This window comes from Pseudomonas sp. BRM28, from assembly GCF_002939405.1.
Classification (GTDB): Bacteria; Pseudomonadota; Gammaproteobacteria; order Pseudomonadales; family Pseudomonadaceae; genus Aquipseudomonas; species Aquipseudomonas palmensis.
On record NZ_PEFV01000001.1, the window covers coordinates 5,303,654 to 5,327,450 of the forward strand.

16 protein-coding genes and 1 pseudogene are annotated in these 23,797 nt (G+C 68.6%); 7 read left to right on the plus strand and 10 right to left on the minus strand.

Annotated features, from left to right (window positions below):
- Window positions 1-66: 66 nt before the first annotated feature.
- The 9 genes and pseudogenes from CR917_RS28260 to CR917_RS24460 all read right to left on the minus strand — a co-directional run bounded on the left by CR917_RS28260 (window position 67) and on the right by CR917_RS24460 (window position 14,025).
- Complete coding sequence (locus tag CR917_RS28260) at window positions 67-930, minus strand: methyl-accepting chemotaxis protein (RefSeq protein WP_370409184.1); 864 nt, start codon at window positions 928-930, stop codon at window positions 67-69.
- A pseudogene (locus tag CR917_RS28265) lies at window positions 922-1,641 on the minus strand (HAMP domain-containing protein); the annotation flags it as partial. The gene CR917_RS28260 and the pseudogene CR917_RS28265, both read right to left, overlap by 9 nt.
- A 129-nt stretch (window positions 1,642-1,770) precedes the next feature.
- Window positions 1,771-4,230 carry a TonB-dependent siderophore receptor gene (locus CR917_RS24430; protein ID WP_058540677.1) on the minus strand — a complete coding sequence of 820 codons (2,460 nt, stop codon included), beginning with the start codon at window positions 4,228-4,230 and terminating at the stop codon, window positions 1,771-1,773.
- Between the two features lie 60 nt (window positions 4,231-4,290).
- Window positions 4,291-6,522 (minus strand): TonB-dependent receptor, encoded by a 2,232-nt coding sequence (locus CR917_RS24435; protein ID WP_104573091.1) that lies wholly within the window; start codon window positions 6,520-6,522, stop codon window positions 4,291-4,293.
- Window positions 6,523-6,770: 248 nt separating this feature from the next.
- Window positions 6,771-7,829: an ABC transporter substrate-binding protein gene (locus CR917_RS24440; RefSeq protein WP_043862916.1), complete on the minus strand. Its 1,059-nt coding sequence runs from the start codon at window positions 7,827-7,829 to the stop codon at window positions 6,771-6,773.
- Window positions 7,826-8,974, minus strand: a complete 1,149-nt coding sequence (locus CR917_RS24445; RefSeq protein WP_104573092.1) for an LLM class flavin-dependent oxidoreductase — start codon at window positions 8,972-8,974, stop codon at window positions 7,826-7,828. Before CR917_RS24445 ends, CR917_RS24440 begins: the two co-directional genes overlap by 4 nt.
- A gap of 183 nt (window positions 8,975-9,157) precedes the next feature.
- Window positions 9,158-10,981, minus strand: coding sequence for an ABC transporter ATP-binding protein (locus tag CR917_RS24450; protein ID WP_054915370.1), 1,824 nt, complete (start codon window positions 10,979-10,981; stop codon window positions 9,158-9,160).
- Window positions 10,974-12,752 carry an ABC transporter ATP-binding protein gene (locus CR917_RS24455; protein WP_104573093.1) on the minus strand — a complete coding sequence of 593 codons (1,779 nt, stop codon included), beginning with the start codon at window positions 12,750-12,752 and terminating at the stop codon, window positions 10,974-10,976. Before CR917_RS24455 ends, CR917_RS24450 begins: the two co-directional genes overlap by 8 nt.
- 55 nt (window positions 12,753-12,807) lie before the next feature.
- Window positions 12,808-14,025, minus strand: coding sequence for an acyl-CoA dehydrogenase family protein (locus CR917_RS24460; RefSeq protein ID WP_058540681.1), 1,218 nt, complete (start codon window positions 14,023-14,025; stop codon window positions 12,808-12,810).
- A 290-nt stretch (window positions 14,026-14,315) separates the two neighbouring features.
- On the opposite strand from CR917_RS24460, the gene CR917_RS24465 reads away from it, so the two are divergent.
- Genes CR917_RS24465 through CR917_RS24495 form a run of 7 tightly spaced genes read left to right on the plus strand, consistent with a single transcriptional unit; the run spans window position 14,316 to window position 22,609 of the window.
- The gene (locus tag CR917_RS24465; protein WP_104573094.1) at window positions 14,316-15,371 is read left to right on the plus strand and encodes an ABC transporter substrate-binding protein; all 1,056 of its coding nucleotides are present in this window, start codon (window positions 14,316-14,318) and stop codon (window positions 15,369-15,371) included.
- Between the two features lie 15 nt (window positions 15,372-15,386).
- Window positions 15,387-16,121, plus strand: coding sequence for a class II aldolase/adducin family protein (locus CR917_RS24470; RefSeq protein WP_043860481.1), 735 nt, complete (start codon window positions 15,387-15,389; stop codon window positions 16,119-16,121).
- 10 nt (window positions 16,122-16,131) lie between these two features.
- A complete protein-coding gene (locus CR917_RS24475; RefSeq protein WP_104573095.1) occupies window positions 16,132-17,307 on the plus strand; it encodes an LLM class flavin-dependent oxidoreductase in 1,176 nt (391 codons plus the stop codon).
- Between the two features lie 10 nt (window positions 17,308-17,317).
- Complete coding sequence (locus CR917_RS24480; protein ID WP_104573096.1) at window positions 17,318-18,892, plus strand: ABC transporter substrate-binding protein; 1,575 nt, start codon at window positions 17,318-17,320, stop codon at window positions 18,890-18,892.
- Window positions 18,885-19,946, plus strand: coding sequence for an ABC transporter permease (locus CR917_RS24485; RefSeq protein WP_104573097.1), 1,062 nt, complete (start codon window positions 18,885-18,887; stop codon window positions 19,944-19,946). The genes CR917_RS24480 and CR917_RS24485 overlap by 8 nt, the downstream gene beginning before the upstream one ends.
- A gap of 12 nt (window positions 19,947-19,958) precedes the next feature.
- Window positions 19,959-20,777, plus strand: a complete 819-nt coding sequence (locus tag CR917_RS24490) for an ABC transporter permease (RefSeq protein WP_104573098.1) — start codon at window positions 19,959-19,961, stop codon at window positions 20,775-20,777.
- A complete protein-coding gene (locus CR917_RS24495; RefSeq protein WP_104573099.1) occupies window positions 20,774-22,609 on the plus strand; it encodes an ABC transporter ATP-binding protein in 1,836 nt (611 codons plus the stop codon). Before CR917_RS24490 ends, CR917_RS24495 begins: the two co-directional genes overlap by 4 nt.
- On the opposite strand, the gene CR917_RS24500 is transcribed toward CR917_RS24495, so the two are convergent.
- On the minus strand, window positions 22,503-23,789 hold the full coding sequence (locus tag CR917_RS24500) for a benzoate/H(+) symporter BenE family transporter (protein ID WP_104573100.1): 1,287 nt from the start codon (window positions 23,787-23,789) through the stop codon (window positions 22,503-22,505). The genes CR917_RS24495 and CR917_RS24500 overlap by 107 nt on opposite strands.
- Window positions 23,790-23,797: the final 8 nt, after the last annotated feature.

The window sequence follows — 23,797 nt, forward strand, 5'->3', positions numbered from 1 at the left end:
ACGGAGTCAATCCGTTTTCCCCCTTCACCTGCCCGCGCCCTGCGCCGCAGCCCGTGCCGCGAGCCGTCAGGTGCGAAAATGCACCACCAGGCTCTGCAGGTCGCTGCCCAGGCGCGCCAGTTCGACGCTGGAGCTGGCGATCTCGCTGCTGGCCAGTGCCGACTGGTCGGCGGTTTCGCGCACATGCAGCACGTTGCGGGTGATTTCCTCGACCACCGTGGTCTGTTCTTCGGCGGCGCTGGCGATGCGCAGGCTCATCTGCTGGATGTCCGAGACCTGCCGGGTGATCGCCGCCAGCGCATCGCCGGTGTTGCGCACCCCGGTCACGGTCGACTGGGTCTGCTCCACGCTGGACTGCATGATCTGCGTGCTCTCGTTGGCAATGCGCTGCAACTCGCCGATCAGGTGCTCGATCTCCTCGGAAGACTGCTGGGTACGCTGGGCCAGGCTGCGCACCTCGTCGGCCACCACCGCGAAGCCGCGCCCGGCCTCGCCGGCACGCGCCGCCTCGATGGCGGCATTGAGCGCCAGCAGGTTGGTCTGCCCGGCCACGGCCTTGATCACCCCGAGCACGCTGGCGATACGGTCGATTTCCTGGTGCAGGCGGCTCATCGACTCGGCCGACACCCCGACCTCGCCGGCCAGCGCCTCGATCTGCACGATGGCATTGCGCGAGATGCCCGAGGCGCCGCTGGCTTCCTCGTCGGCCTGGCGGGCCGCTTGGGCCGCGTCTTCGGAGTTGCGCGCCACGGCCTGCACCATCGAGGTCATCTGGTTCATGGCGGTGGCGACCCGGTCGGTGTCGCTGCGCTGGCTGTCGGTGCCGGCCTGGGTCTGGGTGGTGATGGTGGCCAGCTGGCTGGCCGATACCGCCAGTTGCGAGGAGCCGTGACCAATGCGCGTGATCACCTCGCGCAGACGCTGGCTCATGTCGCCGATGGCGCGCAGCAGCTGGCCCAGTTCGTCACGCCGATGGCTGTCCAGCTGCACGGTGAGGTCGCCGTGGGCGATGCGCTCGGCCGCCTCCAGGCTCTGGCGCAGCGGGCGCACGATCTGCCGGCCGATCAGCCAGGCGATCAGGGTGCCCAGCACCAGGGTCGCGACGGTCACGCCCAGCAGAATCGAGACCACCGTGGCCACGCTGGCGGCAGCGCGCTCCTCTTCCTTCTTGTACAGCACGTTGATGCTGCCCTGCAGGTCGGCCAGCAGGGCGTTGGCCTGCACCACCCGGGCGCTGTCGGGCGGGTCCAGGGCCAGGGCGGCCTGGTGGGTGGTGATGTAGCCCTGCAGGCCGTCGGCCAGTTGCTGCACGGTCTGCAGGTCTTCGGCGGGCCAGGCGCCGCGCTGCACGTCCTCGAGCACCGCGTTCAGTGCGCTGTGCAAGGCCTGCTGGTGGGTCTGGTGGGTGTCCAGGTGGGCGGCCTGGGGCGCCAGCGCGTACTGGTAGTTGGCCTCGCGGGCAAACACCGTTTCGTCGAACAGGGTGCTCAGTCGGTTGATCCGCTCGAACGAAGTCTTGTCGTTGTGCAACCCCTTGAGGCCGGTGGCGGCCAACCACACCGCCAGGGCCAGCATCAGCCCGAAGCCCAGTGCCAGTTTGCGGGTGACGGTGAGGTTTTCCAGTGAAAGTACGCGCAGCATGAACGCTCCTTAGAGTGGGGGGAACGTGGTTCCCGCCACACTATAGAAGCGCTGTCGCAGTGGATGAAGGCTAAGTGCCATACATCACGCCAAACGTTGATCCAGCTCAATTTTATTGTCGGACAAAACTCAGAAGTCGTAACTCAGGCTGGTGTAGTAGAACGCGCCCTGGGCGCCCTCGGGCGAGGTGATCGAGTACTTCTGCACCCCGTACAGGGTCTGGCCTTCGAGTTTGTCGGGGTGGCTGTCGAACAAGTTGATCGCACCCACCGAGACCTTCAGCCCCTGGTCGAAGCGGTAGCTCAGGTCCAGGTCGGTGATCCACTGCGCGCTGAAGGTCTGGTCCAGGTCGGGGTTGCTGGCATTGAGGCTCTGCCATTCACCGTAGCGGCGCTGGGTCAGGGTCACGCCCCAGTTCTGGTACAGCCAATTTGCGCTGAGGGTCAGCTTGGTGTCGGGGGTGCCGTGCTCGATCAGGCCCTGGGTGGCGCGCCCGACGATCTGGTTGCCGGCAATGCCGCCGGCATCGCGCAGTTCGGTGATGCGCGTGCGGGTCTTGGCGAAGCCGGCGTTCAGGTCCAGCCGGCCGTACTGCGCCAGGTCCCACTGGTACTGGCCGGCCAGCTCGATGCCGTCGGTGCGGGTGTCGGCAATGTTGGTATAGAACGCCGCACTCTGGATGTTGGCATACGGCGTACCGGCGAAGATCGGCCCCACCACGCTGGCCGGCAACTGGTCGGACAGGGTGATGCGGTTGTCGATGTCGATGCGGTAGGCGTCCACAGTCACCGAGGCGTTGGCCAGCGGGCGCCACACCAGGCCCAGGGAGTAGTTGGTCGACTCTTCGGGCTTGAGCGCGCGCCCGCCCAGCAGCGCGGCCTCGGGGCTGTCGGCACGCAGGGTGCGCTGCTGCACCTCGACCCAGTTGCCGCTGCCAGGTGGCTGCTCCACCACCTGCACGCTGAACGAGGACAGCCCGCTCTGCACCAGCGAAGGGGCGCGGTAGCCGGTGCTGAGGCTGCCGCGTGCGGCGATCTGCGGGGTGAAGTCGTAGCGCAGCGACAGCTTGCCGTTGGTGGTGTCGCCAAAGTCCGAGTAATGCTCCGAGCGCAGCGCCACGCCGGCCTGGAACTTGTCGGTGAGCTGCCCTTCGAGGTCGACATAGGCGCCGAACACCTTTCGCTCCAGCGACGCGGCATCGACGTTGGTGATGCCCGAGTAGTAACCGGGGATCGGCCGCCCGCTGACCGGGTCCAGGCTGCCGAACAGCGGCCCGTTCTGCCAGCCGGCCGCCTCGCCGGCGCCCAGGTGGTAGTTCTCCTTGCGCCAGGCCAGGCCCGCCGACAGGGTCAGCGGCCTGGCCAGCAGGTCGGTGGGGAAGTCGCGCACCCAGTCCAGGGTCAGGTTGGTCTGTTGGTTCTCGCGCTCGCCGGTGTAGATGCTCGACGGGCTGGCCGTGCCCCAGCTGGGGTTGATGGCGTTGCGGTCGGTGGACTTCAACGTGTCGTTGCCGTAGTTGGCAGCCAGGTCGAACGTGCCCAGGGTTTCGTCCTCCCAGCGCAGGCCGCCGGTCACGGCATAGTCTTGCAGGTTGTAGCGGGTGACCGGCAGGCGCCCGTCCGGGTAGCGGCGCAGCGCATCGCTGCCGTAGTTGCGGGCCAGGGTAGTGGGCGGGTCGAAGAAGCCGTCGGCGTCGGTGTTCTTGTGCGCATAGGTGGCAAAGCCATAGGCGGTCAGCCCTTCGCCCAGGCCGATTTCGCTGTTGGCCACCAGGTTGTACTGGTCCGAGACATTGCCCGAGCCCCAGCGCCAGGTGCGGTAGCGGTTGTTCTGCTCGCGTGGGGTATCGGTGCTGGTGCTGCCGGGGTAGAAGATCCGGTTGTCGGGGTTGGTGTCGCTGGCCGGGTCCTGGCTGCCGGCATCGAAGCTCAGGGTCAGGAAGCCATCGTTGGGCAGGGCCAGGCCCTTCCAGCCGCTGAGCTTGCGCTGCAGGCCGTCGCCCTTGTCGTAGCCGCCGAAGCGATAGCCCACGTTGCCGCCGTCGTCGTTCTCCTTGAGCACGATGTTGATCACCCCGGCGATGGCGTCCGAGCCGTACTGGGCGGCGGCGCCGTCGCGCAGGATCTCCACCCGCGACACCGCGCTGAGCGGGATCAGGCTCAGGTCCACGGCCGCTGCGCCACGCCCGTTGGCCAGGCCCTGGCGGGTCACGTTGGCGCTGGTATGGCGGCGCTTGCCGTTGACCAGCACCAGCACCTGGTCCGACGCCAGGCCGCGCAGCGAGGCGCCCTGGGCGATGGAGCCGGCGAACGCGCCCTGGGGCGACTGCGGGAAGCTGAACGAGGGCGACAGGGCGGTCAGCGCACCGGACAGGTCGCTGGCGCCGGTGTCCTGCAGCTTTTCGGCGCTCAGCACATCCACCGGGGCTGCGCTTTGCAGCGCGGTGACGTCGCTGCGGCGGGTGCCGACCACGACCACGGTATCGAGCTTGTCATCCGCGCCGGGTGCGGCCTGGGCAGAGCATTCGGGCACGGCAACGCTGCCGATGACCAGCGCGATGGCGCCGGCCAAGGGGGTGGGACGCAACATGGGGTGTACTCCTTGCAAGGCAGTTGAAGTGCGCCGGCAGCCTGCCGCCGGCGCGGTCGATCAGAATCGGCTGGTGACGCTGACGCCGACCGTGCGCGGGTCGCCGTAGGTCAGCACGTACTGGCCCTGGGGGCCGTTGGGCCGGCCGTGCACCTGGTAGCGGCGGTCGGTGAGGTTGTTGACGAAGCCGGTCACGCTGAGCTTTTCATCCGCGCTGAACCAGGTCAGGCGGCTGTTGGCCAGGGTGTAGTGGGGCTGGCTGAGGGTCGGCTCGGCGCTGCTCTGGCGGTTGGCCAGAAAGTACTCCTTGTCGCGAAAACTCACGTCGGCGCCGGCCACCAGCTTGCCGCCGATCGCCAGCGGGATGGTGTAGTCGGCGCCCAGCGACACCACGTTGCGCGGCGAGCGCACGAAGCTGTTGCCGCTGTAGTCGGCGGTCACTTCGCCGGTGGTGGGGTTGACGTTCTTGAAGTCGGTGTACTCGGTGTCCAGGAACGACACCGCCGCGCGCAGGTGCAGGTAGTCGGTGGGCTGGCCCTCGATCTCCAGCTCCGCGCCCTTGACCTTGCCCTTGGCACCGTTGGTGAGCGCGGTGGTGAGCACGCCGCTGTTGACCGTCAGCAGGTTGACCTGGATGTCCTGGTAGTCGTAGTAGAACAGGTTGGCGTTGACCGTCAGGCGGTGGTCGAACCACTCCGATTTCAGGCCCAGCTCGTAGGCATCGAGCTGTTCCGGGTCGACCGTGGTCAACTGCGCCAGGTTGCTCGACAGGCCGGTGTTGAAGCCGCCGGAGCGAAAGCCGTGGGCATAGCGAAAGAACACCCGCAGGTTGTCGTTGATGCGGTACTCGGGCGTCACATCGTAGGTCCAGGCGTCCCAGCGCTTGCTCTCGTCGCGGTTGCCGTTGGCGCCCGCAGCGCCCAGCGGCACCAGCGGGCCGTTGGCGCTGGTACGGGTGAACTGGGCCAGGTCCAGGTCGATGCTCTTTTTCTCGGTGGTCCAGCGCAGCCCGCCGGTCACGGTGAAGTTGTCGCTCAGGTCATAGGCCAGGTTGCCGAACAGCGCGTAGCTGTCGGTCTTGTGGGTGTAGTCGAGGCTGCTCAGGTCGACCCCGCCGATCTGGTTGGAGCCGGTGCCGTTGGGCGTCGGGCCCGGCGTCACGAAACGCCGGTCGGTGCTGTCGAGGGTTTCGTGAAAGTAATGGGTGCCGAGCATCCAGCGCAGGGTTTCCTGCTGCGGGGAGGCCAGGCGAAATTCCTGCGAGTACTGGTCGTAGCGGTTGTCGGTGTCGCTCGCGCCGTTGACCTCGTAGGGGGTGTAGTCGGCGTCGGTCAGCGACTGCTGGCGGATAGAGTCGTAGGCGGTGATGGAGGTCAGCCGGTAGTCGCCGATGTCCCAGTTCAGGGTCAGCGAGGTGCCGTCGTGGTCGAGTTTGGAGTGCTCGTCCACGTTCAGCTCGATGCGACGCTCCTGCGGGCGCTGGTAGCCGACGTTGTAATAGGTGCCCAGCGGCAGCGAACCGCTGCTGCCATCGCCCTTGAACTGGCGCCCGTGGAGCTTCCACAGCGCCTCCAGGTCCGGGTTGAGCCTGGCCAGGAACTGCACGCGCACGGCCTTTTTGTTGACGTCGCCATAGGTCTGGTCGTTGGTCAGGTTGTGGGTGAAGCCGTCGCGCTCCTCGGAATACAGCGACACCCGGCCGGCCAGGCGTTCGTCCACCAGGGTGCCGCCCAGGGCGCCGTTGAGGATGCGTTCGTTCTTGCTGCCAAAGCCGATGGTGCCGAAGCCGTCGGTGTCGAAGGTGGGCTTTTTCGAGATCACGTTGACTGCCCCCGCCGTGGTGTTCTTGCCGTACAGGGTGCCTTGCGGGCCGCGCAGCACCTCGATGCGCTCCAGGTCGAACAGCGGGCCGCCGCCGGCGACGGGGGCGTTGAGGTAGACGTCGTCGGCATAGATGCCCACCGGGTAGACCGTGGCGGCGCCGGTGTCGCCGGTGCCCAGGCCGCGGATGTACCAGCGCGGGCGGCCATCGCCATCGGGGTTCTTGGCCGAGGCGTTGGGGATGAAGGTGGTGATGTCGCCCATGGCGCGCACGCCGTCGGCGGTGATACTGGTGCCCTGGACCGCGCTGACCGCCACCGGCACTTCCTGCAGGGTTTCTTCGCGGTGTTGTGCGGTGACGGTGACGGTCTTGAGTGCCGGCGTGGTGCTGTCGTCGGCGTGGGCGGTGCTGGTGCCTGCGAGCAGCAGGCCCAGGCCGATGCCCCTGGCCAGTGGATGAAGCTGATGCATGGTGTGGCTCCCCGAGTGTGGCTGATACGGGGCTAGAGCAGGGTTTGTGCCATATTTGCAAGGTATTGATTTACATGGGGTTTATCGGGTGTTTCGGGGCGGGTTGCTAGTGGTGCAGCAGGGGGCTGTGGAATGCCTGCTGCTGCAGCAGCAACCGGTTTGAAAAGCTTCGCCAGCAAGGCTGGCTCCTACAGGGGGTGAGGCCTGTGTAGGAGCCAGCCTTGCTGGCGAATGGGGCGGCACGATTTTCAGGTGGCCACCCGCGACGTCGACCCGATCACCGCCTCCAGCACACTGAAATCGATCCAGTCGCGCACATCGAAGCGCCGCGCAATGAAATGCCACCGATGCAGAAAATCGGTGAAATCCTGCAGCGCCTCGATCGAGCGACTGTCCAGCGTGGTGCGCAGGCGCCGGTGCGCGTCCTCGCCATACGCCGCCGCCACCCAGTACTCGCTGGTGTTGAGCTCGCGCGCCAGGTAGCGCCGGGTTTCATCGGGGTTGGCCCAGGCCCACTGCTCGGTACGCAGCACCACGTCGACGATGCGCGTGCACGCGCCGAAATGCTGTTGCAGCAGGTTCAGGTCAACAGTCAGGGTGCGCGGCGTGCCGTTGTTGGAACGGATCAGCGGGTCGGGGTGCGAGCCGGTGTCGATCACCACCCGCAGGCCGAACTCGTGGGCCAGTTGCAAGGCCGAGGCCCCCTTGAGGAAGATCGCGTCGATGTCGCCGCGCAGCAACCCGATCAGTTCGTTGTTGCGCCGGCTCACCCGGTTCATGCCCAGGGTCACCGTGGCGCCATGCACATGGGTGACCTGCTCGTCGCTGTGGGTGCCGCCGTAGGGGTAGTCCACCAGCTCAACATCGGCCACGTCCAGGCCTTCGAGCCTGAGCGCGTTTTCCAGCCCGCGCAGGGCCTGGGCGCGGGTGAAGTCGATCTGCACGTTGGCCCACTTGGGCAGGCCGAAGCGGCGGTTCTTGAGGTCGCGCACGCTTTTCACGCCGCTGTCCTCGGTGGTCAGGATCAACTGCACCTCATCGGCCCAGCTCAGCCCCAGCACGCGGGTCTGCACGCCGCTGGCGTAGGCCCAGATCGCCGGAATGTTGCCGCCGTGGCGCACCGAGTTGGGCAGGTGATGGTCGTAGTGGGCTTCGCGCACTTCGCGCTCGCTGGACTCGCGCAGCGACTGGATCGAGGTGCCCAGCGGCTGGAACGCCTCGGCCAGGCGCCCGGTCTGCACGGCGATGCCAAGGCCGGTCGGCACCGGGCTGTGGGTGTACCAGAGGGTATCGAGAGGGGTGGTCATAGGGGCATCGGGTCCTTGATGGGTTGTCGTTGTTGCACCAGCGGCAGCACTTCCTGGCCGATGCGCAGGGCTTCTTCCAGGTGCGGGTTGCCGGCCAGGATGAAGGTCGAGAAGCCGGCGTCGCGGTACTCGGCCAGGCGTTCGGCGATGTTCTGGTGGCTGCCCACCAGGCCCACGGTGGGGCCGGGCTTGGCCTTGGCGAAACCGGCCCACAGGTTTGGCCCCAGAATCAGGTCGTCGAAGCGCTGGATGTTCTGGTGATAGGCGCTCTGGCGGGCGCCGCCGACCGAGTCGCTGGCAGTGCTGAAGGTGCTGGAGAGGGCGCTGGGCCTGCCGTCGAGCCTGTCGAACTGGCGGCGCAGGTCGCGCCAGGCGGCCTCTTCGGTTTCGCGGGCGAACAGGTCCACGCGCAGGCCGAAGCGCACCGTGCGGCCCTGCCTGTCCGCCAGCTCGCGCACGCGCTCGATATGCGGCCTGAGTTGCTCGATCGGCTCGGCCCAGTTCAGGTACACGTCGGCGTGGCGTGCAGCCACGTCCAGGGCCGGGTCGGAGAAGCCGGAGAAGTACACCCCCGGCTTGCGCACATGGCCCAGGTGCTCGGGCAGGGCGCCGTTGTCCAGTTGATAGACCTCGCCCTGGTAGCTGAAGTGCTCGTTGCGCCACAGGCCGTCGATGATGTCGAGAAATTCGCCGGTGCGCCGGTAGCGCTGGTCGTGGTCGAGAAAGTCGCCTTGTGCGCGCTGGCTGGCGGGGTTGCCGCCGGTGATGATGTTCCAGTCCAGGCGGTCGTGGCTCAGGTGCTGCAGGATGGCGGCCTGCTGTGCGGCGTAGGCGGGCAGGGTCCAGGCGGCCTGGAAGGCGATAAGAAAGCGCAGGCGGCGGGTTTCGCGGGCCAGTGCGGCGGCCACGATCCAGGGTTCGGGGCCGGTGGGCAGCAGGGCGCCTTCGAAGCCGGCCAGTTCGGCGGCCTTGGCCACCTGGGCGATGTAGTCGATATAGGTGAAGCCGTCGGGGCGGCCGTCTGCCAGCCGGCCGGGTGCGATATGGCCGTGCTGGTGGCTGAAGCTGCCACGGTTGTGCCGGTCGGTGCTCAATTGCGGCCCGTCGGTGCCCAGGGGCAGGCGCCAGAAGAATTCGGTGCTCATGGCTGTTCCTCGGTGAATGTGCCAGAGGTGGTGCAACCGTCATGCCACGCGGTGCGGGCCCGGTTTTGCGGGGGGTGGGAGGCTGCACTGCTGCCAGGGCAGCAGTGCAGCAGCAGTGGGTGCGGCGGTTGCAGCACCAGAGCAATGCCCCCCTGTGGGAGCGGGCTTGACCCGCGATTGGCCCTAACCGGCCCGCGCATAGCTGCGATGCAGCGCCGCATACGCCCCACCCCTGGCCAGCAACTGCGCATGCGGCCCTTGCTCCACCAGGCGGCCCTGGCCGATCACCACGATGCGGTCCGCCTCGCGAATGGTCGCCAGCCGATGCGCGATGATGATCGCCGTGCGCCCCTCGCACAGCCGACGCAACGCCCGCTGGATGCGTCGCTCGGTATGTACGTCCACCGCCGAGGTGGCTTCGTCCAGCACCAGCACCGCGGGGTCTGCCAGGTACGCCCGCACCAGGCACACCAGCTGGCGCTGCCCATGGCTCAGGTGCGCGCCCAGCGCCCCCACTTGGGTCGCGTACTGGTGCGGCAGGCGCTCCAGCACTTCATCGGCGCCCAGCTCGCGGGCCGCCGCGATCAGCGTCGCATCGTCCGCCCCCGGTGCTGCCAGGCGCAGGTTGTCGAGGATGCTGCCGGCAAACAGCACGTTGTCCTGCAGCACCACACCCACGTGCCGGCGCAACTGCTGCTGGCTCAACTGGCGAACATCGATGCCATCGAGCTTCACTGCGCCGCCGTCCACGTCATAGAAGCGCGTGAGCAACTGCACCAGCGTGCTCTTGCCATGCCCCGACGGCCCGACCAATGCCAGCACCTCGCCGGCCCGTATGTGCAGGTCCAGCCCGTCGATCACCGGCGTTGGCGCCTGACGCTCATAGGCAAAGCGCACCTGCTCGAAGCGCACCTCGCCACGCGCCCTGGGCAACGCCACGGGCACCTGCGGGTCGAGAATCTGCGGCGCGGTGTCCAGCAGCAGAAAGATCCGCTGCGCCGAAGCCGAACCGGTGGCATAGCGTTCGAACAGGTCGGTCAGCTCCTGCAACGGCCCCAGAAACAGCATCACGTAGAACAGGCTTTCACCCACCTGGCCTACCGTCACCGAACCCTCGGCCAGCCCGTAGCCACCCACCAGCACCAGCACCGCCATGCCCATCGCGGCCAGCAGCGCGGTGAACGGCGCGAACCAGCCCGAGCGCAGGCTGCCCAGAATCAGCGCGCGGTTGAAGTCGTCCAGCAGGCCCTGGTAACGCTGCAGGTTGGTCTGCTGCCGGCCGGTCTGCTGCAGCAGGCGCACGCCGCTGACGCTCTCCACCAGGTGGGCGGTGAAGCGGCTGCGGTTTTCCGCGACCTTCGCCCAGTTGCGCTGGGCGATACGCTTGAAGCCCCAGGTGGCGAGCAGCAGCAACGGCACGCTGCCGATCAGGCTGAAGAAGAACAGCGGCTCGATCAGCCACAGCATCACCGCCGCCAGGCTGCAGCGCAGCAGGGCGCCGAGCAGTTCGGGCGGGCCCTGGATCAGCAGCGGTTCAAGCGCGTCCACGTCGCGGTCGGCCCGCGAAATGATGCGCCCGGCGCGGGTGCGGTCGAAGTAGCCCACGCTCAGCGCCTGCACGTGCGCAAACACCCGCACGCGCAGGTCGTTGAGCACGCTGATCGCGGCGCTGCCGGCGATGTACTGCGACAGCCCCGCCAGCACGAAGCGCCCCAGCCAGCTTGCCGCCAGGCCCGCGCCCAGCCACAGCACCAGCGGCGGGTCCAGCAGCCAGGCGTTGCCGTCATGGATCAGCCCGTGATCGAGCAGCTCGCGCACGAACCACGGGCGCAGAAACACGGTGAACACCAGCACCAGCTCCAGGCCGATCACCCAGCCGATCTGCCGGCGCACCGGGCGCAGCAGCGGCAGCAGGCGCCGGAACATGCTGCGGTCCAGGGCCTTTCTTGCCAGCAATTCTTCTATCTCGATATCGCTCAGGGCAGTGCCCGCTTGCGGCTTAGCCATGCTCGATCCCCAGCAGTTCACGGTAGGTCGGGTTGCGTTGCAGCAGCTGCGCATGGCTGCCGCTGTCGGCGATGCCGGTACTGCTCAGCAGCAGCACGCGGTCGGCCAGTTGCACGGTGTTCAGCTTGCTGGCGATCAGCAGCAGGGTCGGTGCATGCCCATCGCTGCGGCGCTGGCGCAGGGTGTCGAGCACACGCTGTTCACTGATCGCGTCCAGCGCGCTGGTGGCGTCGTCCAGGCACAGGATGTCGGGGGCCGCCAGCAGGGCGCGGGCCAGGCACAGGCGCTGGCGCTGGCCGCCCGAGAGGGTCACGCCACGGTCGCCCAGCGGCGTGTCCAGGCCCTGGGGCAGGCGCGCCAGCACGTCCTCGGCGCTGGCCTGGCGCAGTGCATCGAGCAGTTGCGCGTCGCTGGCCGTGGGCGCACCCAGGCGCAGGTTGGCAGCCAGGCTGTCGGCGAACAGAAAGCTCTCCTGGGGCAGCACATGCACGCGCCGGCGCAGTTCATCCAGCGCCAGGGTGCGCACGTCGTGCCAGCCCCGTGCAGCGCTGCCCAGCAGCACGCGGCCCTGGTCGGCCTCGGTCAGGCGCGGCAGCAGGCTGGCCAGCAGGCTCTTGCCGGTGCCCGTGGCGCCCACCAGCGCGACCACCTCGCCGGGTTCTATCTGCAACGAGCACTGGCTGAGCACCGCCTGCCCACCGCCGGGCGCTGCCACGCCGACAGCCTCCAGCTTCAGGCCCAGCGGCCCCGGGGGCAGCGACTGCTGACCGCTGACGATGTGTACCGGCGCATCGAGCAACTGCCAGATACGCTCGGCCGAGGCGCGCGCGTCGGCGAAGGTCTGCATCACCCGGCCGATGCCTTCGATGCGAAACACCAGGGTGGTGGCGATCAGCAGCGAGGTCACCAGCTCGCCGATGCCGATGCGCCCCTGGGCCACCAGCTGCGCACCGACCACCAGGATCCACACATGCCCCAGCGCCACCACCGCCTGCGGCAGCGGTATGCGCGAGCTGGCGTAGGCCAGCGCCTGGCGTGCATGCCCGGCAAACACCTGCACCTGCGCGGCAAAGCCCTCGATGCGCTGGGCCTGCAGGCCGAACGACTTGATCACCCGTACCGCGCCGATGCCTTCGGCCAGGTCCTGGTTGACCCGGTCGTAGGCGGCGCCCACGGCACGGTCCAGTGCCACCAGGCGCTCGGTCTGGTGCACGAAGATGCCCAGCCCGAGCGCGGTCAGCAGCAGCGGCCCCAGGGCCAGCCACGGGTCGTACCAGGCCAGCAGGCCGACGGTGGCCAGCACCACCAACGGGGTTTCCACCAGTTGGCGCCAGAAGCTGATCAGCGCATCGCGCACCTTGTCCGCATCGCGGGTGGTGCGGGTGACCATCTCGCCCATGCCGTGCTGCCAGTGGTAGCCCAGGTGCAGGGCCTGCACCTGGGCCAGCAGGCGCTCGCGCAGGCGCGTGAGCAGCGCCTGGCCGAGCACCAGCGAGCCGATGGCCGCGGCGTACTGCAACACCGCGCGGCCCAGCGCCACCGCGCCTATCAGCCAGAACCAGTGCCAGGCCAGGCGTGCATCCAGGCTGCCATCGGCCAGGCGCACCACGGCGGCGCCGGCACTCACGTCGTTCAGCGCATGGCCGATCAGCCATTGCTGCCAGACCAGCCCCAGGTTGATGAAAACGAACAGCCCGGCGACCAGGGCGAAACGCCAGGGCATTTCGCGGTAGATCGCCAGGCTGCGCAGCAGCGGGTGTCGAGGGCTCATGGAAAACTCGAGACAAAGGGGAAAGCAGGCGCAGGGCAGGCCCCGCGCCCGGTGTTCAGCGGCTGGCGCCCGCGCTCTGCCTGGCGGCGAGAATGGCGGTGTATTCGCCCGGGTCAATGCCGTTGAGGTAGTAGTTGCCCACGTGGTGCAGGCGCCAGCGGATCGGGTCGTGGGTGGTGTGCACCCGCGCATTGCGCCAGAAGCGGTCCAGGTTCCATTTGCTCAGCGAGGCGCTGGCCCCCAGCAGCGAGAAGATGTCGCTGGAGATCTTCAGCGAGGCGGCATCCGAGTGCGCCCGCGCGGTGGCTACCGAGAGAATCAGCTCGTCCTGCAGGGCCTTGTCGTCGGGGGCCAGCTCGTGCGCATCGAAGGTCCGTGCGGCATCGCGCAGCAGCGATTCGGCGGCGCGCAGGGCCACGGCGTATTCACCGACCTGGCGGATGATGTGCGGCTCTTCGCTGGCGCGCTCCACCTCGCTCTCTACCCACGGGCGCGCGTGCTGGTTGAGGTAGTCGATGCCGGCCTGCAGGGCGCCGGCGGCGATGCCGGTGTCGATGGCCGCGTGCAGTATCTGCGGGAAGGTCAGCCCGGTGCGCTTCATCGGGCCCTGGCGGCGCAGCACATAGCGCTCGTCCAGCTCGATGTTGTCGAACTGCACCGTGCCGCTCACCGAGTTGTTCTGGCCGAATGCGTCCCAGTCGTCGAGCAGGGTCAGGCCCGGCGTGTCGCGGTGCAGCAGCACCCCGGCGCCGCCGTCGTCGCTGGCGGCGGTCAGCGAGATCCATTCGGCCAGGTACGAGCCGGTGGAGTAGAACTTGCTGCCGTTGAGCACCAGCTTGCCGTCTTCGCGGCGCTCGATGCGGGTCTTGAGGGCGAACTTGTTCTTGCCGCCGACCTCGGCCAGGGCGTTGCCCAGGCGCTTGCCGGCCAGCAGGTCGGCAATCAGGCGCTCGCGCACTTCATCCGGGTAGCCGCTGAGCACACCGCGCAGCATCACGTTGTGAATCTGCAGCAGTTGCCCGACACCGCCGTCGGCGGCGGACACGATGCGCACGGTCTCGACGATGGTCTGTACCGAAGCGCCCAGCCCGCCGAACTGCGCGGGCACGCCGATGGCGGTCAGGCCGCTGTCGGACAGCAGCTGGGCCTGGCGACGCGGCAACTGGCGGTTGTTGTGCCGGTCGCGGGCCAGCTCGGCGATCTGGCCGGCGATTTCATGGGCGGCGGCGATGGCCTGGGCGGCGCTTTCCAGGCGGCGGGGCGGGGTACTCATGCGGGGGCTTCCTTGAATGAACAGGTTTCAGGCCCTTGAGCAGGTTCTGTGCCACACACCGCAAAGCCTTGTGCCACAAGGACTGCGGCCAGGTACGGGCGGCGGGGTGCTGCTGGGGCAGCAGCGGGGCGCCGATTGTTGCTCTGGCAGCAGCAGGGCAGCTGCAACACTGCTGCCAGGCCAGCACCCGGTGTTCAGAAGGTCTTTAAAAAACCAACAAAAACAATGAGTTGGTGAGTTGGCACGGGCGCTGCAATGGCATGGCTACCTTCGCTTGATGGAACATGCCCATGTCAATCGCCGCTACCTTGCCGTTGCCTGCCGCACCGGCCCTCGAACAGATCTGGTTCACCCGCTGCCCGGTGCCGACCGCCTCCGGCATCGCCTACACCCTGGGCTGGCTGGGCGAGGAATTCGCCGCCGACGGCCTGCCGGTGGAGACCCTGCAGGAGGCCCGCCAGCTCGGCCATCACCACTACGATCACCAGTTGCCCGGGCTGTTTCGCGAGGGCGGCAACGTGCCGGCCCTGGCCGCCCGCGCCGCCGGTTCGCCCAGCCGCCTGATCGGCCTGACCTGGATCGAGGAATGGCAGACCGTCCTGGTACGCCCCGACTCCGGCATCCGCAGCGCCCGGGACCTCAAGGGCAAGCGCCTGGCGCTGCCGGCCTGGGGCGACAACCGCCCGGGCAGCATCGCCCGCGCCATGAGCCTGCATGGTTACAAGGGCGCGCTGAGCCTGGCCGGCCTGAGCTTCGACGATGTCGAACTGGTGGAAGTGGCGCTGCACAACCAGGATGACGCCCCCACCCCCGAGCAGGGCCTGCAGCGCCTGTGGTCGGGGCTGGACTACCTGGCCCGTGGCGAGGTCGACGCGGTGTACGTCAAGGGCGCCGCCGCTGCCGATGCAGCGCGCCGCCTGGGCCTGGTGGTGGGCATCGACCTGGACCAGATCAGCGACCCGCGTTACCGCATCAACAACGGCACGCCACGGCCGATCACCGTGCACCAGAGCCTGCTGGACAACCACTTCGACCTGGTGGTGCGCTTCCTCGCGCAGACCCTGCGCGCCGCCGACTGGGCCAGCCACAACCGCGAGGCGCTGCTGCGCATCCTGCAGGACGAGACCCGCGCCGGCGCCCAGGGCGTGGACGAAGCCTACCGTGGCGACTTCCACACCACCCTGGCCCCGGACCTCTCGGCCCAGCGCCTGGGCTACCTGGACATCCAGAAGACCTTCCTCAACCTGCATGGCTTTCTCGAAGCCGATTTCAACCTGGCCGACTGGGTCGACCCGCGTCCACTGCAAGCTGCCCATCAACTGCTGGCCCGGCGCGCCCGCGCCTGAACCAAGGAGTTCGCCATGACCGTACTGACCACCGAGCACCTGATCGACGCCGACCTCAAGGCCTTCATCGAGCAGGTGCTGCACGAGGCCGAACAGGCCTTCACCGTGTTCCGCGAAACCAACACCATCACCGCCGCCGGCACCGTGGGCTTCATCGAGCGCGTACCGGGCCGCGAGCTGCTGGTGTCGGTCAACTACCCAGGCCCGTGGGACTACCGCAAGCCGCTGCAGGCCACGGTCAGCGACTTTGCCGGCAACCTGGTGCATGGCCAGGGCAAGGGCGGGCTGGGCCGCTACACCCGGCTGTTTCGCGAAGACGCCGGCATCACCACGGTGTCCCACGTGCACACCCCGTACCTGGGCGCCTGGGCGCAGACCCAGCGCAGCCTGCCGTTCCACTACGTGCCGGTGCAGCGCTACCAGCTGGCCCGCGAGCTGCCGGTGTACATCGACCGGCGCCAGGACGAGGTCGACTTCATTCTCGAGCGCCTGGCCGAGAACCCCTACACCCCGGCGATTCTCGAAGCCAACGGCGGTGCGACCGTGTGGGGGCGCCAGGGCCTGCGCGCCACCGCCGAATTCATCCTGCTGCTGGAGGAGGGCGCGCAACTGCAACTGCTGGCCGAGTCCATCGGCGGCTCGCGCCCCTACGGCCCCGGCGTGCTCACCCAGCAATGGAACATGAGCAAGCTGATCGACCGCGCCCACGCGCTGGGCCTGGTCCCGGCCATCGACCGCCCACGCGCCTGAGGAACCTGCCATGGCCATCAAGATCCTGTGGTACCTCACCAGCCCCGACGGCCCCTACCCGTGGGAGCCCCAGGGGCGCTGGAAAACCGATTTCGCCCACCTCAGGCAACTGGCGGTGGCCAGTGACCGCCTGGGGTTCTACGGCGCCCTGCTGGGTTCAAGCCCCAACGAGAGCCTGGCGGTGTCGGCGGCACTGATCGATGCCACCGAGCGCCTGCGCTTTCTGGTGGCGCAGCACCCGGGCGAGCTGTCGCCGGCGGTGCTGGCCAAGTGGGCGCTGACCTTCGACGAGTTCTCCAACGGCCGCCTGCTGTGCAACGTGGTCAATGGCAGCGACGCGGGCCTGGCCACCCTGGGTGTGCATTACCCGCACGATGAGCGCTACCAGTTCAGCCTGGAGTACTGGCGCGCCTTCCAGCGCATCTATGCCGGCGACACCGGCGGTTTCGACGGCCAGTACGTGAAGCTCGCGCCACGCCCGGCTGCGGCGGCGCGCCATCCGCTGGGCGGCTGGCACCCGCCGCAGCGCCTGGCGGTACCCCTGTGGGGCGCCGGCACCTCGGACGTGGGCGTGGCGCATTCGGTGCAACTGCTGGACGTGTACCTGAGCTTTGCCGACACCCCGCCCCGGCTGGGCGACAAGTTCCGCCGCGTGGCCGCCGAAGCGGCGAAGTTCGGCCGCGAACTGACCTACGGCACGCGCCTGCAGGTCATCGTGCGCGAGACCGAGGCCCAAGCCTGGGTGCATGCCGAGAAGCTGCTGCAACAGACCTCCCTGGCCACCGCCCGCGCCGCCATCGAGCGCCGCCTGCCGCCGGGCCAGACCCTGGACACCTTCCACAGCGACAACGCGCAGGTGCAGCGCAACGTGCAGAGCATCCGCGACGGGCGCCTGCCCACTGCGCGCGAGCTTGAGATCTACCCCAACGTGTGGACCGGCCCCAGCCTGTTCGGCTTCGACATCCTCGGCCCGTCGTCCGGCACCTACCTGGTGGGCAGTGCCGAGCAGGTGGCCGAGCGCATTCGCGAGTACCAGCAGCAGGGCACCTCGGCGTTCATTCTCTCGGGCTTTCCGCTGATCGATGAAGCGCACCGGGTGGCCGACCTGCTGTTCCCGCTGCTGGAACTGGACCACGGGTTCGAGATCCCGCGCCTGGGTGCGCGCACCGCTGCCGAGCCGGCCTAAGGAGCTGCCCATGCCTCATGAATTCTCGCGCCGGATCTTCCTCGGCAACAGCCTGGCCGTCGGCGGCGGCCTGTTGCTGGGCTCCAGCCTGCTGGGCGGCTGCGATGCCGGCGGGCCTGCCAGCAACGCGGCGGCCAGCGCACGCCCGGGCACCCCGGTGCACGGCGGGCGCCTGCGCGTCGGCATCATCGACGGCGACCAGGCCGGCAACCTGGATGCACACAAGCCTTCCGGTGGCGGGATCATTCGCGGCTGGGCGCTGTACAGCAAGTTCTGGGAATGGAACGACGACGTCAGCACGCGCCTGGGCCTGGCCGAATTTGTCGAGCCCAATGCCGATGCCAGCGCCTGGACCATTCGCATCAAGCCGGGGCTGGAGTTCCACCACGGCAAGAGCATCGGCGCCGACGACATGCTGTTCTCGATCCTGCGCCTGACCGACCCGAAACTTGCCTCGCCATTTGCCGGGCTGGTGGGCGCCATCGACCGCCAGGCGCTGCGCAAGCTCGACGAGCGCACCATCGAGATCCGCTTCAAGCAGGGCCGCAGCTTCTTCCCGCTGGACGAGACCCTGATTGCCTTCGGCGGCATCGTGCCCACCGACTACGACCCAGCCAGCAACCCGGTGGGCGCCGGCCCGTACCGGCTTAAAAGTTTCGTGCCGGGCCAGCGTGCGCTGTTCAGCCGTTTCGAAAACTACTACAAGCCCAACCAGCCGTACGCCGACGAGCTGGAGATCATCGAATTCAAGGACCAGGTATCGCGCGTGGCCGCCCTGCGTGCCGGGCAGATCGACATCGCCAGCGGCGTGCAGGCCGAGCACAGTGCCTTGCTCAAGGCCGACCCGCGCCTGCAACTGGTGGTGTCGCCCACCACCTCGTTCAGTGGCTTCAACCTCAACACCGCCAAGGCGCCGTTCCAGGACGAGCGGGTACGCCAGGCCTTCCGCCTGCTGGCCGACCGCCAGGAGCTGGTGGGCCGTGGCCTCAACGGTTTCGGGCGCATCGCCAACGACCTGTATTCGCCAACCGACCCCACCTACAACCATGCCATCGCCCAGCGCCCCTTCGATCTGGACCAGGCCCGTTCGCTGCTGCGCCAGGCCGGGCAGACCGACCTGCGCATAGAGCTGACCACCACCGCCAACGAAATCAACGCTGCCCTGGTGTTCGCCCAGCAGGCGAAGAAGGCCGGGGTCCAGGTCAAGGTCACGCCGGTGGACGCCTCGGTATTCAACGGCCCGCAGAAGGAGCAGTGGCTGATGTCGCCCGGCTCGACACCGGCCCGCGGCTTTCTGGCCACCGGCCTGCACAACGATGCACCGCTGGCGATCTACAACCGCAGCAACTTCCGTGACGAGCGCTTCAGTGCGCTGTTCACCCAGGCCCTCGGCCAGCCGGATCTGGCGCAGCGCAAGCAACTGGTACACGAGGCGCAGGCCATTCAGCACCAGCGCGGCGGCCTGCTGATCTGGGGCTTCACCGACGTGCTGGACGCCGCCTCGAACAAGGTCGGCGGCCTGCACGGCGAACAGACCACCTTCGCCTCCTGGCGCTTTGACAGCCTGTGGTTGAACCATGCCTGAACCGTGCGCAACCTCTCATCGACTGCCGGCCTGGCTGCCCTGGTTCATCGGGCGCCTGGGCTACGGCCTGCTCACCGCCTGGGTCATCAGCCTGGTGGTGTTCATCGCCACCCAGGCGCTGCCCTCGGACCCGGCGCGGGTGATCCTGGGCCCCGACGCGCCGCTGGAGAGCATCCAGACCCTGCGCGAGCAACTGGGCTTGAACCGGCCGATCATGCTGCAGTACCTGAGCTGGCTGGGGCAGGTGCTGCACGGCGACCTGGGCATCTCGCTGGATTCGAACCAACCGGTGGCCGGCATCATTCTCGCGCGTTTTGGCAATACCCTGGCGCTGCTGGGCGGCGTGCTGCTGGTGGTGGTGCCGCTGGCGTTGAGCATCGGCGTGAGCCTGGCGCTGCGGCGTGACAGCCGGCTGGACCGCTGGGCGCTGTCGGCGCTGATCTTTCTCAAGGCCACCCCGGGTTTTCTGCTGGCCATCGGGCTGGTGCTGCTGTTTTCCATGCCACAGTTCAGCCTGCTGCCGGCGGTGTCGATCCTCGACCCGGACAAGCACCTGTGGCAGCAGCTGGAGTTTCTGCTGCTGCCGATCCTGGCCCTGAGCCTGTCGTCGCTGCCGTACCTGGCGCGGCTGGTACGCGCCTCGATGATCGAGGCGCTTGAATCCGACTACGTGAGTGCGGCGCGCCTGCGCGGGGTGCCCGAATGGCGCATCGTGTGGCGCCACACCTTGCCCAACGCGCTGGTGCCGGCGGTGCAGGGCGTGGCCCTGACCTTGCGCACGCTGATCGGCGGCGCGCTGCTGGCCGAGGTGATCTTCAGCTACCCCGGCATCGGCACCCAGCTCAACACCGCGATCCAGATGCGCGACCTGCCGCTGATCCAGGGCGTGGTGCTGGTGATCACCCTGGGCGTAGTGGCGATCAACCTGCTGGCCGACCTGCTCACCGTGCTGCTGACCCCCAGGCTGCGCACCGCGCGGCGGGCCACGCTGATCCAGCGCAACCGTCGCGGCATCCAGAGCTGGTGGCGCCGCCCGGCAGCCAAGGCCCCTTGAGAGGAAGAGAGCATGTTCAGTGCAAGTGTCTGGCGTGAGCCGCAAATTCGTCGGGGTGGGCTGGTGACCCTGGCCATCGTGCTGCTGGCGCTGCTGGGCCCGTGGCTGGCGCCGCATGCGCCCACCGACATGGTTGGCGGGGTGTACGGCCCGCCCAGCGGCGAGGCGCCGTTGGGGCATGATTTTCTGGGCCACGACGTGGTGTCGCGGCTGCTCAGTGGCGGTGTGTCGATCCTGTGGATGTCGCTGGCGGCCGCTGCCATTGCGCTGGTGCTGGGCACGGCGCTGGGGCTGCTGGCCGGGTTGTCGCGCCAGCGCCTGGACCAGGCCATCACCTGGCTGGCGGATGTGTGGCTGGCGTTTCCGGACCTGATCCTGGTGCTGCTGATCGTGTCGATGCTGGGGCGCGCGCCGTGGCTGATCGTGATGACCGTGGCAATTGCCTTTACCCCCGGCGTGATCCGCCTGGCGCGCGGCAGTGCGGTGGCGGTGGCCAGCCAGGAGTTCGTGGAGGCGGCGCAGATGATGGGCTTTTCGCGCACGCGGATTCTGCTGCGCGAGATCCTGCCCAACGTGCTCACGCCGCTGCTGGTGCACTTTGGCAACATGCTGACCTGGGGCGTGGGCATGTTGTCGGGCCTGAGCTTTCTGGGTTACGGCGTGGCGCCGCCGGCGGCGGACTGGGGGCTGATGATCAACGAGAACCAGGCCGGGCTGCTGGTGCAGCCGTGGGCGGTGCTGGCACCGGCGCTGCTGATCGGGGTGTTCGCCTACGGCACCAATATTCTGGCCGAGGGCATTGCCCGGCACAGTGCGGGAGAACGCAAATGAATGCGCATGCCTTGATGGCCTCTTCGCCGGCAACGCCGGCGCCTACAGGTTTTGCACCGTCTGTAGGAGCCGGCGTTGCCGGCGAAGCGTTGCGGGTCGAGAACCTGCGGGTCGAACTCGCCAGCGGCGCCGATATCATCGACCACATCCACTTCAGCCTGGCCCCCGGTGAAATCCTCGGCCTTGTCGGCGAGTCCGGCTCGGGCAAGACCACCCTGGCCACCGCGCTGCTGGCCCATGCCCGGCGCGGTGCGCAGATTGCCGGCGGGCGCATCGACATTGCCGGCGCGTCGCTGCTCGAGCTCAAGGGCGATGCCCTGCGCCGCGCCCGCGGCGGGCTGATCGGCTATGTCGCGCAAGACCCGGCCATGGCCCTCAACCCGGCGCTGCGCATCGGCAACCTGCTGCGCGAAACCCTGCAGGCCCACGAGCCGCAGCTTGCCCGCGCGGCCCAGGCCGACCGCCTGCAGCAGACCCTGGTAGACGTCGGCCTGCCCGGCGATCGCGAGTTTCTCAGGCGCTTCCCCCATCAACTGTCCGGCGGCCAGCAGCAACGGGTGATGCTGGCCCTGGCCTTCGTGCTGCGCCCGCGCCTGATCGTGCTCGACGAACCCACCACCGCCCTCGACGTCGGCACCCAGGCGCACATCCTGCAAACCCTGCGCAGGCTGTGCAAGGAGCAGGGGGTGGCGGCGGTGTACGTGTCCCACGACCTGGCCGTGATCAAGGACCTGGTCGACCGCGTGATGGTGATGTACGCCGGGCGCATCGTCGAGGTGGCGCAGCGCGAACGCCTGTTCGCGCGGCCCGCGCACCCGTACACCCTGGGCCTGCTGGCGGCGATTCCGGACGTGGCCCGCCAGCGCCCGTTGCAGGCGATTGCCGGCCATGCCCCGGCGCCCGGTCAGCGCCCGCAAGGCTGCGCCTTCGCCCCGCGGTGCGCGCGCCGCAGCGCTGCCTGCACCTCGCTGGAGCCGTCGCTGAATGCGCTGGACAGCGCGCAGCAGGTCGCCTGCCTGCACCCGCAACTGACCGCCGTGGCCGCGCCGGCGGTGGTGCCGGCAACGGTGCTCAGCTGCGCTGACACGCCGCTGCTGAGCCTGCGCGACCTCAACCTGAGCTACGACCGCCAGGTGCTGTTCGACCTGTCGCTGGACCTGTACAAGGGCGAATGCCTGGCGGTGGTGGGCGAGTCGGGCTCGGGCAAGACCAGCCTGGCGCGCACCCTGGCGGGGCTGGGCGATACCGCCCAGGCCGAGCTGACCTTCGACGGGCAGCCGCTGAGCCTGCTGGCGCGCCAGCGGCCCGCGGCCACGCGCCACCGTATCCAGTACATCTTCCAGAACCCGTACCGCGCCCTGAACCCGCGCCAGACCGTGGCGCAGTGCCTGCAAGCGCCGCTGGAGCACTTCTTCGGCCTCAAGGGCGCGGCCTGCCGGGCGCGTATCGACGCGGCGCTGGCACGGGTCGCGCTGCCCCCGGATGCGGCGCACAAGTACCCGCATCATCTGTCGGGTGGCGAGCGCCAGCGCGTGGCGATTGCCCGCGCGCTGGTGTGCGAGCCTTCGGTGCTGATCTGCGACGAGGTGACCTCGGCCCTGGACGTGTCGGTGCAGGCGGCGATCCTGGCGCTGCTCAAGCAGTTGCAGGGCGAGGGCATGACCCTGCTGTTCGTCACCCACGACCTGGGCGTGGTGCGCGCCATCGCCGACCGCGTGGTGGTGGTCAGGGAAGGGCGGATTGTCGAGCAGGGGCCGGCGCAGGATGTGCTGGACCACCCCCAGGCGGCGTACACCCAGGGCTTGCTGGCGCACTCGCCACGGCTGGGCTGAGCGGGCGGCCGGCGTGCATCAGCGCATGCACCAGCAGGCCGGTCAGCAACCCCCAGAACGCGCCGCCGATACCCAGCAGGGTGACATTGGCGGCGGTGGCCAGAAAGGTGATCAGCGCGGTCTCGCGGGTACGCGCATCGCCCATCGCGCTGGCCAGGCTGCCACCGATGGCGCCCAGCAGGGCCAGCCCGGCGAGGGTGGTGACGAAGGTGCGCGGCAGCACCATGAACAGGCTGGCCAGGGTCACGCCGAAAACCCCCACGGTGACGTAGAACACCCCGCAGGCGATGCCGGCGAGGTAGCGCCTGGCCGGGTCGGGGTGCGCGTCCTTGCCGGTGCAGATGGCCGCAGTGATGGCGGCCACGTTGAACGCATGGGCGCCAAACGGCGCCATCAGCAGCGACCCCAGCCCGGTGACCGTGATGATCGGGTTGGCGCTGGTGGTGTAGCCGTCGTTGCGCAGCACCAGCATGCCCGGCATGTACTGCCCGGTGAGGGTGATGACGAACAGCGGCAGCGCCACGCCGAACAGCGCGCCAAGGCTGAACTGCGGAGTTTCGAACACCGGCAGCGCCATGCTCAGGTGCACGCCGTGCAGGTCCAGGCGCTGCTGGGCCAGCAGCATGGCCAGGCCCGCCACCAGCACCCCGACCACGGCAAAGCGCGAGGTGAAGCGGCGCAGCACGGCGTAGGTGAGCACCAGCACGATCACCAGCAGCGGGTCGGCGCTGGCCCCGCCGAAGGCGTTGACCCCGAACTGCAGCAGGATGCCTGCCAGCAGCCCGGCGGCGATGCCGGCCGGTATCCAGCGCACCAGCCGCTCGAACACCCCCGACAGCCCCAGCAGGATGAAGCCGATGGCGCACAGCACGTAGGCGCCGATCACCTCGCCATAGGGTGTGAACGGCATGACCGTGGCCAGGAACGCCACCCCCGGGGTGGACCAGGCGGTGATGATCGGCGCGCGGTAGCGCCAGCTCAGCCAGGCCCCGGTCAGGCCCACGCCGATGCTCACCGACCACACCCACGAGGCGGTTTGCGCGGCGGTCAGGTTGCCCAGTTGCGCGGCCTGGAACACCAGCACGAAGGTGCCGCCATAGTTGACCATGACGCTGATCAGGGCGGCCAGGGTGGGTGAGACGAGGTCACGCGGGTGCAGGCGCGAAGCGGTTCGGTTCATGGGCAGGT